Below are 13,180 nucleotides of genomic sequence, written 5' to 3'. Positions count from 1 at the left end.
CGGCTCAGCGGCCCCAGCGCAGGACCAGCGCGTCGTTCCGCCGGGCGAGCTCGATCAGGCCGGCCCGCGTCGCCGGGTGCAGGGGCTGGATCGGCAGCCGCGCGGTCTCGCTCGCGATCACCCCGCCCTCGGCCATCAGCGCCTTGCAGGCGAGCAGGCCGCACTGCCGGTTCTCGTAGTTGATGAGCGGTAGCCAGCGCGCGTAGGCGTCCATCGCCTCGTCGCGACGCCCGGCCGCGTAGGCGTCAGTGATCTGGCGGATGCCGTCCGGGTAGCCGCCGCCGGTCATCGCACCCGTCGCGCCGGCGTCGAGGTCGGCCATCAGGGTGATCGCCTCCTCGCCGTCCCAGGGGCCCACGACCGCGTCGCCGCCGAGCGCGATCAGCTCGCGGAGCTTGGCCGCGGCGCCCGTGGTCTCGATCTTGAAGTAGGCGACGTTCGCGATCTCCCGGGCCATGCGCGCCAGGAGCGGTGCCGAGAGCGGCGTGCCGGCCACCGGCGCGTCCTGGATCATGATCGGGATCGCGATCGCGTCCGAGACCGCGCGGAAGAAGTCGACGAGGCCGAGCTCCGGCACTCGGATCGTGGCGCCGTGATAGGGCGGCATGACCATCACCATCGCGGCGCCGGCCTCCTGGGCGCGGCGCGAGCGCTCGGCGCAGACCTGCGTGGCGAAGTGCGTCGTCGTCACGATCACCGGCACGCGGCCGGCCACGTGGTCCAGCACGGCGTCCATCACCCGCTCGCGCTCGTCGTCGGTGAGGACGAACTGCTCGGAGAAGTTCGCCAGGATGCACAGCCCCTGGCTGCCGGCGTCGATCATGAAGTCGACGGCCCGGCGCTGCCCGTCGAGGTCGAGGGCGCCCGCGGCGTCGAAGACCGTGGGGGCGACCGGAAAGACGCCGCGATAGGCGGGGACGGACGAGGTCATGCGCGGTCCTTCTGCCGGGATCGCGCATCCCGGCGGACGACCGTGTCCGCGGGCGGGATCCGGCCGCCTCTTAGCACGCGGCCGCGATCCTGGCGCGTTCGGGGCACGCAACGCGCTGTCGACAAGCCCACCGGCTTTCCTGTACGGCCGAGATCTTCTTTGCTTTGTCCATCGACAGCCGAGATCGGGCGCGGCGGCCGCACGAGAACGGCGTTTTCTTTTCGGAGCTACTGTAATGCGATTCTTCTCTGCGAGCCGCGTCGCGGCGCTCGTCGTGGCGACGCTCCTCGGCGCAATCGCCGGCGCGCCCGCGCGGGCCGACGATCTCGACGCGATTCGCGCCGCCAAGACCCTGCGCGTCGGCACCGAGGGCACCTACGCGCCCTTCACGTTCCACGACGCGTCCGGGCAGCTCGTCGGCTTCGACGTCGAGATCGGCCGCAAGGTCGCCGAGCAGCTGGGCGTCGCGTCGCAATTCCTCGAGGGCAAGTGGGACGGGCTGATCGCCGGCCTCGACGGCAAGCGCTACGACGTGGTGATCAACCAGGTCGGCATCACCAAGGAGCGGCAGGCGAAGTTCGACTTCTCCGAGCCCTACATCCGCGCGCGGGCCGTGCTGATCACCCGGGCGGACCGGTCCGACATCAAGTCCTTCGCGGATCTCAAGGGCAAGAAGGCCGCCCAGAGCCTCTCCAGCAACTTCGCGCGCCTCGCCGAGCAGTCCGGCGCCGAGCTCGTCGGGACGGACGGCTTCGACCAGTCGATCCAGCTCGTCCTCACCGGCCGCGCCGACGCCACCGTCAACGACAGCCTGTCGTTCCTGGACTTCCACAAGCAGAAGCCGAACGCCCCCGTGAAGATCGCCGCCGAGCAGGCCGACGCGGACGCCTCCGGGATCATCATGCGCAAGAACAACCCGGCGCTGAAGGCCGCGATCGACAAGGCGCTGGAGGCGATCAAGGCCGACGGCAGCTACGCGGCGATCGCCCAGAAGTACTTCGGGGCCGACGTCTCCAAGTAGACCGTCCGCAGAGGGCCCGCCCGGACGAGTCCCGCCCGGGGCGCCGCCCCGTACAGCCCCACGCTTCGATCGCCCGGTAGGAGACGCCGCCCCGTGCCGCACTGGCTCGACCTCATGCTCCAGTCGCTGGGGCCGCTGCTCGCGGCCGGCCTGCGCTTCACCGTGCCGCTGACGCTCATCACCTTCGTGCTGGGCCTCGCGCTGGGGCTCGGGACCGCCCTCGTGCGCCTGTTCGCGCCCCGGCCCCTGGCGGCCCTGGCGTGGTTCTACGTGTGGATCTTCCGGGGCACGCCGCTCCTCGTGCAGCTGTTCGTGATCTTTTACGGCCTGCCGAGCGCCGGCATCCTGATCGACGCCTTCCCGGCCGCCGTGATCGGGTTCACCCTCAACGTCGGCGCCTACACGTCGGAGATCGTCCGCGCCGCCATCGCCTCCATCCCGAAGGGCCAGTGGGAGGCGGCCTACGCCACCGGCATGACACCGGTCCAGGCCCTGCGCCGCACGATCCTGCCCCAGGCGGCGCGGGTGGCGGTGCCGTCGCTCGCCAACTCCTTCATCGCCCTGGTGAAGGACACGTCGCTCGCGGCCGCCATCACGGTGCCGGAGCTGTTCCAGGCGGCCCAGCGCATCGTCGCCGTCACCTACGAGCCGCTGATCCTCTACATCGAGGTGGCGCTGATCTACCTCGTCCTGTCGACGCTGCTGTCCTGGCTCCAGACGCTGCTGGAGCGGCGCCTCGGGCGCTACGGCGGCTACCTGGAGGCCCGCGCGTGATCGCCCTGTCGGCCATCGAGAAGCGCTTCGGCGACAACCCGGTCCTGCGGGGCGTCGACCTCGCGGTGCCGGAGGGGCGGGTCACGGCGCTGATCGGCCCGTCGGGCTCGGGCAAGTCGACGCTCCTGCGCTGCGTGAACCTGCTGGAGGTCCCGCAGGCCGGGACGCTGACCCTCGGCGACATACGCCTCACCTTCCGGCCCGGCAGCCCGCCGGCGCGGCGGGACGTGCTCGCCGTGCGCCGGCAGACCGGCATGGTGTTCCAGAATTTCCAGCTCTTCCCCCATCGGACCGTGATGGAGAACGTCACCGAGGGGCTCGTCACCGTCGGCAAGTGGCCGCAGGATCGGGCGCGGACGCGGGCCCTGGAACTGCTGGAGCGCGTCGGCCTCGCCCACAAGGCCGCGGACTGGCCCGCCAGCCTGTCGGGCGGCCAGCAGCAGCGGGTGGCGATCGCCCGGGCGCTGGCCCCGTCCCCGCGCCTGCTGCTCTGCGACGAGCCGACCTCGGCCCTCGACCCGGAACTCGCCGCCGAGGTGGTGGACGTACTCGCCGGCCTCGCGAACGCGGGCACGACCATGCTGATGGCGACCCACGACCTGCGCCTCGCGCGGCGCGTCGCCGACACGGTGGTGTTCCTGGAAGGGGGGCATATCGTCGAGCAGGGCGCGGCCGCCGACGTCTTCGCCCGGCCGGCCGACCCGCGCACCCGCCGGTTCGTCCGGACGCTGCTCGGCGAGGCGGCCGAAGGGGCGTGAAAAGAGGCCTGAGAAGGGGCCTACGGAACGGGCCGGGACGCGGGATTCAGCGCGTCAGGCAGCGGAGCGTGAGAAGATCCTCGACGGTGAGCGCGGTCCCGAAGACCAGGGGCCGCCAGGCCGGCAGGGTGGCGAGGATCAGGCCGGCCGCCAGGGCGAGCCAGGGCAGGACCGGGCGCAGGCCGGGACCGGCGGCCCTCACGCGGGATTCCGCGCCAGCGACGCCTCCTCGCCCTTGCCGACCACCACGAGGCCCAGGCCCGCGGCCAGCATGGCGCCGCCCCAGAGCAGGAAGCCGATGTCCCAGTAGAGCCACTGCTCCGGCGGTGCCCGCTCGTTGACGTGGTGCACGCCGAGGATCTCGTGGTCGATCAGGCCCTCGACGAGGTTGAACAGGCCCCAGCCGATCAGGAGCGACCCGGCGAGCAGCTTGCTGGACCAGTAGAGGTGCGTGCGGTGCGCGGCGCGCCAGAGGAGGAACAGCCCGAGGACCACGAAGACGTAGGTCGCGCTGTGGAAGAGGCCGTCCCAGCGGGTGTTCAGCTCGAGGTTCGGGATCGTGTCGATCGGGTACCAGCTGCTCAGCATGTGGTGCCATTGCAGGATCTGGTGCAGCACGATCCCGTCGAAGAAGCCGCCGAGGCCGAGCCCGAACAGGATGCCGGCGCTCACGGGGAAGACGCGCTCCCGGGTGTCGGCCGCTCTCTCAGCCGCCCTGTCAGCCGCTCTGTCAGCCGCTCTCATGCGCAACTCCGGCGTGGCGGAGGCCGCGGCCGCGCGGGCGACGGCGTCCTGCGGGGAACCCGCCCGGGGCGCCGGCGGATCCGTCACGCCTCCCGCGGGACCGCTTCCGGTCGCGAGACCATCCGCAGGTAGACGGCGAGCCCCGCCAGGAAGACCGCGAGTCCGAGCCCGGTGGCGTAGGGCGCGAAATCCTTGCCTGCGACGGCGATCGCCGAGCTGTGGCCCGCCAGGAGGTCGGTGCCGGCGAGCAGCACGCCCACGAAGCTCTCGCCGACGAGGAACCCGGACGCGAGGAGGACACCCCGGCGGCGGGCGGTGCCGACCGTCCTGTCGGCCTTCGCGTCGCCCTTCGCGCCGACCCGGGCGCGCAGCCGGCGCTCGGCGACCCAGCCGAGGATGCCGCCGATGGCGATCGTCATCTCCACCGAGAGCGGCAGGTACATGCCGATGCCGACCGTCAGGGCCGGGAAGGTGAGGTCGCGCCGCTTCAGCCACGTCTCGGCCGCCACCAGGACCACCCCGAGCCCGGCGCCGATCAGCACCATGGTCCAGGGCAACTCGCCGTGCGTGATGCCGTTGGCGATCTGGGTCATCAGGGCCGCCTGGGGCGCCGGCATGGCGCTCCCCGCGTCCTGCCCGTCCCGCGCCGGGGCACCGACGAAGCCGTAGGCCTCGTAGAGCAGCGACAGGAGCGGGGCGATCACCACGGCGCCGACCCCGACGCCGAGGATGAGCGCGACCTGCTGGTGCCAGGGCGTGGCGCCGAGCACCTGCCCGGTCTTCAGGTCCTGCAGGTTGTCGTTGGCGATCGACGAGGTGGTGATGATGACCGACGTCAGCAGCAGCGCCATGCCGGTGACGAACCGGTCTCCCTCCGGCCCGGCGGAATGCCCCAGGACCAGGGGCAGGAGCAGCGCGGTCGCCATCGTGGTCAGGATGCCGATCCCCGAGATCGGGCTCGACGAGGAGCCCAGCAGGCCCGCGAGGTAGCCGCAGGCCGCCGCCATCAGGAAGCCGAACAGGACGGTGAACAGGGTAGCGGCCACCGCCAGCACGATCGTCAGGCCGCCGAGGTCGGCGGCCCCGGCGAAGGCCCAGAACAGCAGCGCGAGCGGCACGCACAGGCCCAGGGTCGCGGCGGCCACCCAGGTGATCGGCAGGTCGCGGTCCTCGCGCGGGTGATCCTTGCCGAGACCGCCGCTGCCCGACAGGGCGGCGCGGATGCTCCCGAGGATCGGGCGCGCCAGCGATCCCACGGTCCAGAGCCCGCCCACCGCGATGATCCCGGCGCCCATGAGGCGCACTTGGCCCGACCAGACCGCCTCGGCGGCCGCGCCCGCCGACTTGGCGGGATCGGGCGACAGGGCGGTGAGGATCGGGACCGCGATCCCCCAGGCGATCAGGACGCCGGTCAGCAGCGCGAGGCAGGCGCCGATGCCCACGAGGTAGCCGACGCCGACCAGCGCCAGCGAGAAGCCGGTCCCGGTGCGGAACACCGCGCCGCCGAGGCTGACCGCGCCGTTGAGCCCCTCGCCCAGGACCTTCAGCCCCGTGGTGGCGAGCCCGATCGTCCCGGCGGCCGCGGCGGCCCCGAGCAGGTCCCGCAGGCCGTGGCCGCCCTGCTCCTCGTGGCCGGTCCTGAGCACCTCCGCGGCGGCGATGCCCTCGGGATAGGGGAGATCGCTGCCCGACACGAGCGCGCGGCGGAGCGGGATCGAGAAGGCGACGCCGAGCAGGCCGCCCAACAGGCAGACCGCCGTGGTCTGCCAGAACGGGAAGCCGTGCCAGTGGCCGACGAGGACGAGCCCGGGAAGCGCCAGGATGACGTTGCACAGGGTGCCGGCCGCCGAGGCCTGCGTCTGCACGATGTTGTTCTCGAGGATGCCGGCGCCGCCCATCAGCCGGAACGCGCCCATCGAGATCATCGCGGCCGGGATCGAGGACGAGAACGTCATCCCGGTCTTCAGGCCCATGTAGAGGTTGGCGGCCATGAACACGACCGTGATGGCCGCGCCGAGCGCGATCCCCCGCAGGGTGAGTTCGGCCTGACGGTCCTGCGTCGTCGGCGTGATCGTCGGGCTGCGGGCGTCCATCGTCCACTCGGGCTGCCACAGGCACAGCACGCGAGGGGCCGGAAACGTTCCCGCGCCGCGCCCGGCCCGCCCGGCCTCACCCTGCCCCGCCCCGCCCTGGGGCGATCTGTCCCGGCGCCGACCGGGCCTGTGATGCAGTCACCCGGCGCGGCGGCGGGTTTGGCAACAGACCGCCCCGTCCGGGTGCGATCCGCTCCTCGACGGGAAGGCGCCGCCTTGTCCAAGTGGTATCTCTACGGCATCGCCCTCGTGGCCGGCGTCGCGAACGCCATCGAGCCGGGCCAGAACGCCACGCTGGCGAAGGTCACGGGGCAGCCGATGCTGGCCGGCCTGTTCTGCTTCGGCCTCGCGATCGCCTGCTTCCTCGCCGCGATGGCCGTCGCCCGGCTGCGCGGCCGCTCCCAGGCCGAAGCGGCCACGCCCGTGCCCTGGTGGGCTTGGCCGGGCGGCGTGCTCGGGGCGGCGGTCGTCCTGGCGCAGCTCTACATCTCCGAGAAAGTCGGCGCGGCGCCGTTCCTGGGCTGCGTGATCACCGCGGGCGTGGTCGGCTCGATCCTCCTCGACCATCACGGCCTCGTGGGCTTCGCGCGCCACCGCGCCGGGCGCTGGCGCATCCTCGGCGGCGCGCTGATGGTCGCGGGCGTCACCCTCGTGGCGGCGTTCTAACGGGACCGTCGATCCGAACGCCTCGCACCCTCAGGATCCCAGCATGCTCTTCCTGTACGGCTTCGCGCTGCTCGCGGGCATCGCCACCGCGATCGAACCGGGCCAGAACGCGGGCCTCGCCAAGTCCCTCGCGCGGCCGCTGCTCGCCGGCGTGGTGAGCCTCGTCGTCAGCGTCGCGGCGATCTGCGTCGCCATGCTGGTGACGGGGCAGTACGGGTGGCCGACGCTGGAACGCCTCGCGCAAGTACCCTGGTGGGCGTGGCTCGGCGGCGTGATGAGCGCGGGCCTGACGATGGCGCAGCTCTCCGTCTCCGCCCGGATCGGGGCCGCCACCTTTCTCGGACTGATCGTGACCGCAGGCGTCGTCACGTCGATCCTGCTCGACCATTTCGGCCTCGTGGGCTTCAAGGTCCACGAGACCGGCCTGTGGCGCATCCTCGGCGGCGCCCTGATGATCGGCGGCGTGGCGCTGGTCGCCCGGTTCTGAGGCCCGCCCCGGCGGATCAGATCGTCCAGCCGCCGTCGATCACGACGGCCTGGCCGGTCGTGTAGGTCGCGCCCGCGAGGTAGACGGCGAGTTCGGCGATCTCCTCGGGCGTGCCGAGCCGGCCGATCGGCTGGCGCGCGATGAAGGCCGCGCGGGTCTGCTCGTAGTCGCCCTGCTGGCGGATGCGCTCCTGCAGCGACGGGCTCTCCACCGTACCGGGGCAGATGGCGTTGCAGCGGATGTTGTGGCCGACATAGTCGGCGGCCACCGCCTTGGTCAGGCCGATCACCGCCGCCTTCGTCACCCCGTAGGCGAAGCGGTTGGGCACGCCCTTCACCGAGGAGGCCACCGAGGCCATGTTGACGATGGCGCCGTCGCGGCGCTCCAGCATGCCGGGCAGGACCGCCCGGATCGTGCGGATCATCGCCTTGACGTTGAGGTCGAGGGCGAAGTCGAGCTCGTTGTCGCGCATCTCCAGGATGGTGCCGGCGTGGACGGTGCCGGCGCAGTTGAACAGGATGTCGACCGCGCCGATGCGCGCGACCAGGGCCCCGACCGCCTCCGCGTCCAGCACGTCGAGGGTCGCGGTGCTGAGGGTGTCGGCGCGCAGGTCGGCGAGGGCGTCCGCGTTGATGTCGGTGGCGTGGACCCGCGCCCCGGCGCGGGCGAAGGCGAGCGCGCTGGCGCGCCCGATCCCCTGACCCGCCGCCGTGACCAGGACCGTCTTTCCGGAAAGATCTGCCATTGCTCGCTCCAGCAGGCTGCGCGGCGCCGCGCGGGCGTCCGGACCGGGCCGCGCCCGGCGGGGCCGCCGATCAGGTCCGGTGGGCCCGGCCGAGCGGCCCATCCTTGTAGGTTCTGACCGCGCCGGGCTCCAGGCCCGATCGCGTCGGATCCGCGGCCGCTGTTCCGGCGTTCTCCCGGCGTCACCGTACCTAAGGAGGATCGCCGTGGGGCTCGCCGCCTTCGTCTTCTTCGTCGTCCCGTGGATGGCCGTCGCGATCTGGATGTCGATGCGGCCGTCCGGCGCGCGCCTCGGCACTCCGTCCGCCCCCTGGCGCCCGCTGACGGATTACCCGCCGCCGGCCCGGGATCAGCGGCAGGCCGGCGAGACGCGGAGCATGGAGTCGGGCTCCGCCCACGACGGCAAGCACGCGCCGATCGAGGCCGTCTAGAGCGCCCGCCGCCGGATTAACTACTGGCCCGGCGCGCGCGAGCGTGTCGCGAGAAGAGTTCCGCGCCGGGTCAGGCCTCCGCCTGCAGCAGGTGGAGGTTGAAATCTCCGCCCTCCCCCGTCCACAGGGCGCGGGGCTGCCAGCCGCTCTCGGCCGCGAGCGCCCGGAAGGCGTCCGCCGGGTACTTGTGCGACGTGTCGGTCCGGACGCTCTCCCCGGCCGCGAACGCGATGGTCCGGCCCCCCAGCCGGTAGGTCGCCGGCCGGGTCGCGACGAGGTGGGCCTCGACCCGCAGCGGGTCCGGGCAGATCCGCACGGCGTGTCGGAAATTGTCGCTGTCGAAATCGGCGCCGAGTTCCCGGTTCAGCCGCGTCAGGATGTTGCGGTGGAACGCGGCCATGAGGCCGTCGGCGCGCCCGTAGGCGCGCTGCAGGCGGTCCGGGTCGGCGGTGCCGTCCGCGCCGACGAGGAAGAGGCTCGGCCCGAGCGTGGCGCGCGCGCGCTCGAGGAACTGCCGGGCCCCGCGCGGGTCGAAGTTGCCGATGCTCGTTCCCGGATAGAAGCCCAGGATGCCCCCCGGCCCGGCACCTCGCGGCAGCTGGACCGGCTGCGAGTAGTCGGCGCAGACCGGGATCATCGGGATGCCGGGGTAATCGGCGGCGAGCCGCCGGATCGCGGCCTCCAGGTACGCCCCGGAGATGTCGATCGCCACGTAGGCTGCCGGTTCGGGCAGCGCGTCGAGGAGCGTGCGGATCTTGCGGCTCGCGCCGCTGCCGAACTCGACGACGGTCACCCCCGGCGTCACCCGGCGCGCCACGTCGGCGGCGACCTGCGGCAGGACGGTCATCTCCTGCGCGGTCGGGTAGTAGTCGGCGCTGTGGCAGATCCTGTCGAACAGGTCCGAGCCGGTCTCGTCCCAGAGATACTTTCCAGGCAGCGTCTTCGGCTCGGCGGAGAGGCCCGCGAGGGCGTCCCGGAGGAAGGTGTCGGTCGAGCTGTCGGTCGAGCTGTCGGTCATGCTGTCGGTCATGGCCGGGTCACCGGGCGCGTGGCGGTCAGGACGACGAGGGCGAGCCGCTCGACCGCGTCGTAGGCGGGCGTCGCGAGTTCCTCGCCGTACGCGTCCGGGTCGAACTCGCGGTAGGTCCATTCCAGCTCGGCCCGGTCGCAGAGGTCGGCCACGGCGTCGCGGAACGGGTCCGCCCCGTCGACGATGGCCGCGCCGGTGAACAGGACGAGGCTGCCGCCGGGCGCGAGCCGCCCGGCCGCCTGCTCGGCCACCGCGAGCGGCAGCCCGGCCCCGAGAGGGCCGCCGCCGTGCCGGTAGGCCCGTTCCGCCGTGTCGATCATGAAGGGCGGGTTCGACACGATGAGGTCGAACGGGCCCTCGACGTCGCGCAGCAGGTCGCTGCGGCGGACATCGACCCCGTCGGTCCCGGCGAGCCGGGCGTTGACGCGCGCCGCCCGCATGGCCGCCGGGTTGATGTCCACGAGCACCACCTCGGCGCCCGGCGCCCGCTTGGCGACGCAGATCCCCGCCGCGCCCGAGCCGCAGCCGATATCGACCGCGCGGCGCACCGGCCGCGACCGCGCCTCGAGATGCGCGATCACCGCCGCGGCGAAGCGCGCCGTGTCGGGCCCGAAGAACACCGCGTCGGCCGCGCTCGGGGGATACGCGGAATGGGCGAACAGCTCGCCGTCGAGGCTGGAGACGCGCAGCGTCGGCCGCAGCAGCGGGCCGTCCTCGATCACGGCGCCGGCTGCCCGCATCAGGCGCAGGATCGGCTCCGGGACCAGGTCGGCGCGGAACGGCCGGCTCCAGCCGAACACGTCGCGCAGGCTGCGCGCCTCGGCGTGCCGCGGCCGGGCATTGACGTGGGCGTGGGTGGCCGGGGTCATGGTGGTGAAGGTGTAGCCGGTCTCGCGCAGGGCGCGCGCCAGCGCCAGCACCGCCTCTTCGTCCTCGGGAAACGGAACGGCAATCGGAACGGAACGCGTCATCGGTCGGCCCTCAGCTGTCCATCCGGCGCATCACGAAGGCGCCCGACGCGCGACCGGCGGCGACCTGCCGGACGTCCCAAATCGAACAGCACCGCGAAGATCCGGAACAGGCCCGGCTGCGCGCGGTACCGCGCGGTACCGACAGAGTAAGGCGAGCAGGGCCAGGTAGATGCGGGCGTCGTCCAAGCCCGATGAAGTCCCGGAACCGCGCGGCGACGGGATGATGATCGTCATACGTGGGAAGCTGCATCTGAGCGTCGGTTCACACCACCGGTAGCGGGCGCGCGCACCCCCGCCCGACCGGCCGCGGTGTCGTCCCGACTCGAATGCCCGGAGAACCGGAAGCCGCAGGCATTGTTCCCTTCGCAATACGCGCGAATCGGCCCATGATCTATGTTAATCCCGGAGTTCAAACATCTTGTTTTGATTGAATACTCACATGATGCCGATCAACACACGGAATGACCGATGATCGGGCCCACCGACATGCGGGCACGGCGGGTCGCCGCGCGGGACCGCGGTGCGGCGGCGCGGCCACGCTCGCCGGGTCGCGATCGTCGCCGGAGGCGGCGTTAACCATCCGATTACCGTGCGATCCTAGCGCGATCGACTGAAACGGCGCCCCCGCGCCGGCCGGTCGCGCACGATGAACGCCGCATCATTCCTGTATTCCTGGTCCGCCGCCGCCGCGACGCACCTCGATCTGTTCGGGTCGCTGGGCCTGATCCTGGGCTTTACAGCGGGGGTGATGCCGCGGCGCGCCTGGATCCTCGCGGCCTCGGCGGCCTGTGCCGCCTGCTTCGGCGCGCATTACCTGACGCTCGGGGCGCTCACCGGGACGGCGATGTGCGCCATCTCGGTGCTGCAGAGCCTCGTCTCTCTCCGCTGCGTCGGCGCGCCCGGCCGGGGCGGCTGGGTGCCGCCCGTCTTCGCCGCGAGCACCCTCGCGGCGGCGTGCCTGACGGCGGCCACGTGGAACGGCTGGCCGTCGGCCTGCGCGGCCGCGGGCTCGCTGCTCGCCACCGGCGCGCGGCTCCAGGCGGCGCCGCAGGCGATGCGCCAGCTCTTCCTCGGCGCCTCGCTGTGCTGGGCCGGGCACAATCTCCTGGTCGGCTCGGTCTTCGGACTGACCTGCGACGTGCTGACGATCCTCGGCCTCGCGATCGCGCTGCTGCGCGCCGCCCCGGTCCCGCCGATGGAGCCGATCGCGCCCGACTGCGCGCGGGCGTGAGACGCCCCGGCCCTGCGGCGATCGATCCGGGAAATCCGCCGCGGCCCCGCCGTTGCACAAGTGCGGGCGCGTGACGTCCCGCGGCCGAGGAAGAGAGCGGGATTTGCCGGACGCGACCTATCCACCCCTCGACGTGCTCAAGCCGGTGGCCGAGGGCGTCTGGATCGTCGACAGCGGGCCGCTCCGCGCCCTCGGCATCCCCCTGCCCGTCCGGATGACCGTCGTCCGTCTCGGGGACGGATCGGTCTGGCTGCACTCCCCCACGCGCTACGACGCGGGCCTGCACCGCGCGATCGCCGCGCTCGGACCGATCCGCCACCTGGTCGCGCCCAACATCGCCCACTGGACCTTCCTGAAGGACTGGCAGACCCAGTGTCCGGAGGCCCTGACCTGGGCAGCCCCCAACCTCCGCGAGCGTCGCCAGGTCCGCCGCGCCGGCCTGCGCGTCGACCGGGTCCTGGAGGATGCGCCGCCGCCCGACTGGGCGGCGGACCTGCGTCAGGTCGTCGTGCCGGGCGGGTTCGGCTTCCGGGAGGTCGCGTTCTTCCACGGCGCGAGCCGCACGCTGATCCTGACCGACCTCGTCCTCAACCTGGAGCCCGCGAAGATGCCGGCGCTGCTGCGTCCGCTCCTGCGCCTCGCCCGCATGACGCCGCCGCACGGCGAGCCGCCGCCCTACCTGCGCCTCGTGATCAGGCTCCGGCGGCGCGACGCCGCGCGGGCGGCCGCGGAGCTCGTCGGCCTGGCGCCGGAACGGGTCGTGTTCGCGCACGGACTCTGGTTCGCCGCGGACGGTGCGGCCCGGCTGAGACGCTCGCTCCGCTGGCTCGGGACGCCGTCCTGAGGATCGCCCCGAGAATCGCCGTCGCCGCCGTCAGGCCGCGGCGATCAGCTTCCGCATGATCCAGGCCCGGGCCGCCGGCAGGTCCGCGAACAGCGGCGGCGCGAGGGGATCGATCGGGCCGAACCCGGCTTCGAGGAACCACTTCCCGGCATCGGCCCCGTGTTGCGCCGAGAGACGGACCAGGACCGCGACCAGGAACCCGTCGGCGAAGACGAGCTGACTCTCGGCATCGTCGCTGCCGGTCGCGACCTGCACGGCCTGCAGGCTCAGGATCATGCGGCCATCGCCTTCACGACGCGAGCGGGTTGAGGGCGTGCGACCGGAGGCGATCGTCGCACCGCGGCGACGGCGCGGATCTCCGTGCCGGCACACTGATCAATCAGCCCTTCGCCCCGAAGTTCCGGCTTCGCGGCGGTCCGGAACACGGCCGGGACCGCCCGGTTGGCCAACCATGG

Annotated in this window: 16 protein-coding genes; 8 read left to right on the top strand and 8 right to left on the bottom strand. The window is 72.7% G+C overall.

Going from position 1 to position 13,180, the window contains the following annotated elements:
• Positions 1–4 precede the first annotated feature (4 nt).
• Positions 5–931 carry a dihydrodipicolinate synthase family protein gene (locus ACLBYB_RS05950; protein ID WP_447698227.1) on the bottom strand — a complete coding sequence of 309 codons (927 nt, stop codon included), beginning with the start codon at positions 929–931 and terminating at the stop codon, positions 5–7.
• A 235-nt stretch (positions 932–1,166) separates the two neighbouring features.
• On the opposite strand from ACLBYB_RS05950, the gene ACLBYB_RS05945 reads away from it, so the two are divergent.
• The 3 genes from ACLBYB_RS05945 to ACLBYB_RS05935 all read left to right on the top strand — a co-directional run bounded on the left by ACLBYB_RS05945 (position 1,167) and on the right by ACLBYB_RS05935 (position 3,484).
• The gene (locus ACLBYB_RS05945; RefSeq protein WP_447698226.1) at positions 1,167–1,952 is read left to right on the top strand and encodes an amino acid ABC transporter substrate-binding protein; all 786 of its coding nucleotides are present in this window, start codon (positions 1,167–1,169) and stop codon (positions 1,950–1,952) included.
• A 93-nt stretch (positions 1,953–2,045) separates the two neighbouring features.
• Positions 2,046–2,726 (top strand): amino acid ABC transporter permease, encoded by a 681-nt coding sequence (locus tag ACLBYB_RS05940; protein WP_091926432.1) that lies wholly within the window; start codon positions 2,046–2,048, stop codon positions 2,724–2,726.
• A complete protein-coding gene (locus ACLBYB_RS05935) occupies positions 2,723–3,484 on the top strand; it encodes an amino acid ABC transporter ATP-binding protein (RefSeq protein ID WP_447698225.1) in 762 nt (253 codons plus the stop codon). Before ACLBYB_RS05940 ends, ACLBYB_RS05935 begins: the two co-directional genes overlap by 4 nt.
• Before the next feature lie 46 nt (positions 3,485–3,530).
• On the opposite strand, the gene ACLBYB_RS05930 is transcribed toward ACLBYB_RS05935, so the two are convergent.
• The 3 genes from ACLBYB_RS05930 to ACLBYB_RS05920 form a co-directional block, all read right to left on the bottom strand.
• Positions 3,531–3,686: a hypothetical protein gene (locus tag ACLBYB_RS05930; RefSeq protein ID WP_020090965.1), complete on the bottom strand. Its 156-nt coding sequence runs from the start codon at positions 3,684–3,686 to the stop codon at positions 3,531–3,533.
• Complete coding sequence (locus tag ACLBYB_RS05925) at positions 3,683–4,156, bottom strand: DUF2243 domain-containing protein (RefSeq protein WP_091676107.1); 474 nt, start codon at positions 4,154–4,156, stop codon at positions 3,683–3,685. Before ACLBYB_RS05925 ends, ACLBYB_RS05930 begins: the two co-directional genes overlap by 4 nt.
• A gap of 155 nt (positions 4,157–4,311) precedes the next feature.
• The gene (locus ACLBYB_RS05920; protein ID WP_020090967.1) at positions 4,312–6,321 is read right to left on the bottom strand and encodes an OPT family oligopeptide transporter; all 2,010 of its coding nucleotides are present in this window, start codon (positions 6,319–6,321) and stop codon (positions 4,312–4,314) included.
• Between the two features lie 216 nt (positions 6,322–6,537).
• On the opposite strand from ACLBYB_RS05920, the gene ACLBYB_RS05915 reads away from it, so the two are divergent.
• Both ACLBYB_RS05915 and ACLBYB_RS05910 read left to right on the top strand, forming a co-directional pair.
• The gene (locus tag ACLBYB_RS05915) at positions 6,538–6,987 is read left to right on the top strand and encodes a DMT family transporter (protein ID WP_132368039.1); all 450 of its coding nucleotides are present in this window, start codon (positions 6,538–6,540) and stop codon (positions 6,985–6,987) included.
• A 43-nt stretch (positions 6,988–7,030) separates the two neighbouring features.
• Positions 7,031–7,474, top strand: coding sequence for a DMT family transporter (locus ACLBYB_RS05910; RefSeq protein WP_447698224.1), 444 nt, complete (start codon positions 7,031–7,033; stop codon positions 7,472–7,474).
• Positions 7,475–7,490: 16 nt separating this feature from the next.
• Here ACLBYB_RS05910 and ACLBYB_RS05905 read toward each other — a convergent pair whose 3' ends face one another.
• Complete coding sequence (locus ACLBYB_RS05905; RefSeq protein WP_447698223.1) at positions 7,491–8,219, bottom strand: SDR family oxidoreductase; 729 nt, start codon at positions 8,217–8,219, stop codon at positions 7,491–7,493.
• A gap of 205 nt (positions 8,220–8,424) precedes the next feature.
• Between ACLBYB_RS05905 and ACLBYB_RS05900 the strand changes: the two genes are divergently transcribed.
• On the top strand, positions 8,425–8,649 hold the full coding sequence (locus tag ACLBYB_RS05900; RefSeq protein WP_020090971.1) for a hypothetical protein: 225 nt from the start codon (positions 8,425–8,427) through the stop codon (positions 8,647–8,649).
• A 70-nt stretch (positions 8,650–8,719) separates the two neighbouring features.
• Here the strand turns inward: ACLBYB_RS05900 and egtD are convergent, their stop codons facing one another.
• Both egtD and ACLBYB_RS05890 read right to left on the bottom strand, forming a co-directional pair.
• Positions 8,720–9,679: an L-histidine N(alpha)-methyltransferase gene (gene egtD / locus ACLBYB_RS05895; protein WP_447698222.1), complete on the bottom strand. Its 960-nt coding sequence runs from the start codon at positions 9,677–9,679 to the stop codon at positions 8,720–8,722.
• The gene (locus ACLBYB_RS05890; RefSeq protein WP_447698221.1) at positions 9,676–10,650 is read right to left on the bottom strand and encodes a methyltransferase; all 975 of its coding nucleotides are present in this window, start codon (positions 10,648–10,650) and stop codon (positions 9,676–9,678) included. The genes egtD and ACLBYB_RS05890 overlap by 4 nt, the downstream gene beginning before the upstream one ends.
• A gap of 646 nt (positions 10,651–11,296) precedes the next feature.
• On the opposite strand from ACLBYB_RS05890, the gene ACLBYB_RS05885 reads away from it, so the two are divergent.
• Together ACLBYB_RS05885 and ACLBYB_RS05880 are read left to right on the top strand one after the other, a co-directional pair.
• Positions 11,297–11,881, top strand: coding sequence for a YgjV family protein (locus ACLBYB_RS05885; RefSeq protein WP_447698220.1), 585 nt, complete (start codon positions 11,297–11,299; stop codon positions 11,879–11,881).
• 103 nt (positions 11,882–11,984) lie between these two features.
• Positions 11,985–12,725, top strand: a complete 741-nt coding sequence (locus tag ACLBYB_RS05880) for a DUF4336 domain-containing protein (RefSeq protein WP_447698219.1) — start codon at positions 11,985–11,987, stop codon at positions 12,723–12,725.
• A gap of 30 nt (positions 12,726–12,755) precedes the next feature.
• Here ACLBYB_RS05880 and ACLBYB_RS05875 read toward each other — a convergent pair whose 3' ends face one another.
• Positions 12,756–13,001 (bottom strand): hypothetical protein, encoded by a 246-nt coding sequence (locus tag ACLBYB_RS05875; protein ID WP_447680759.1) that lies wholly within the window; start codon positions 12,999–13,001, stop codon positions 12,756–12,758.
• Positions 13,002–13,180: the final 179 nt, after the last annotated feature.

This window comes from Methylobacterium sp. D54C (assembly GCF_053345595.1).
This window is presented reverse-complemented; position numbering and strand designations above follow the sequence as displayed.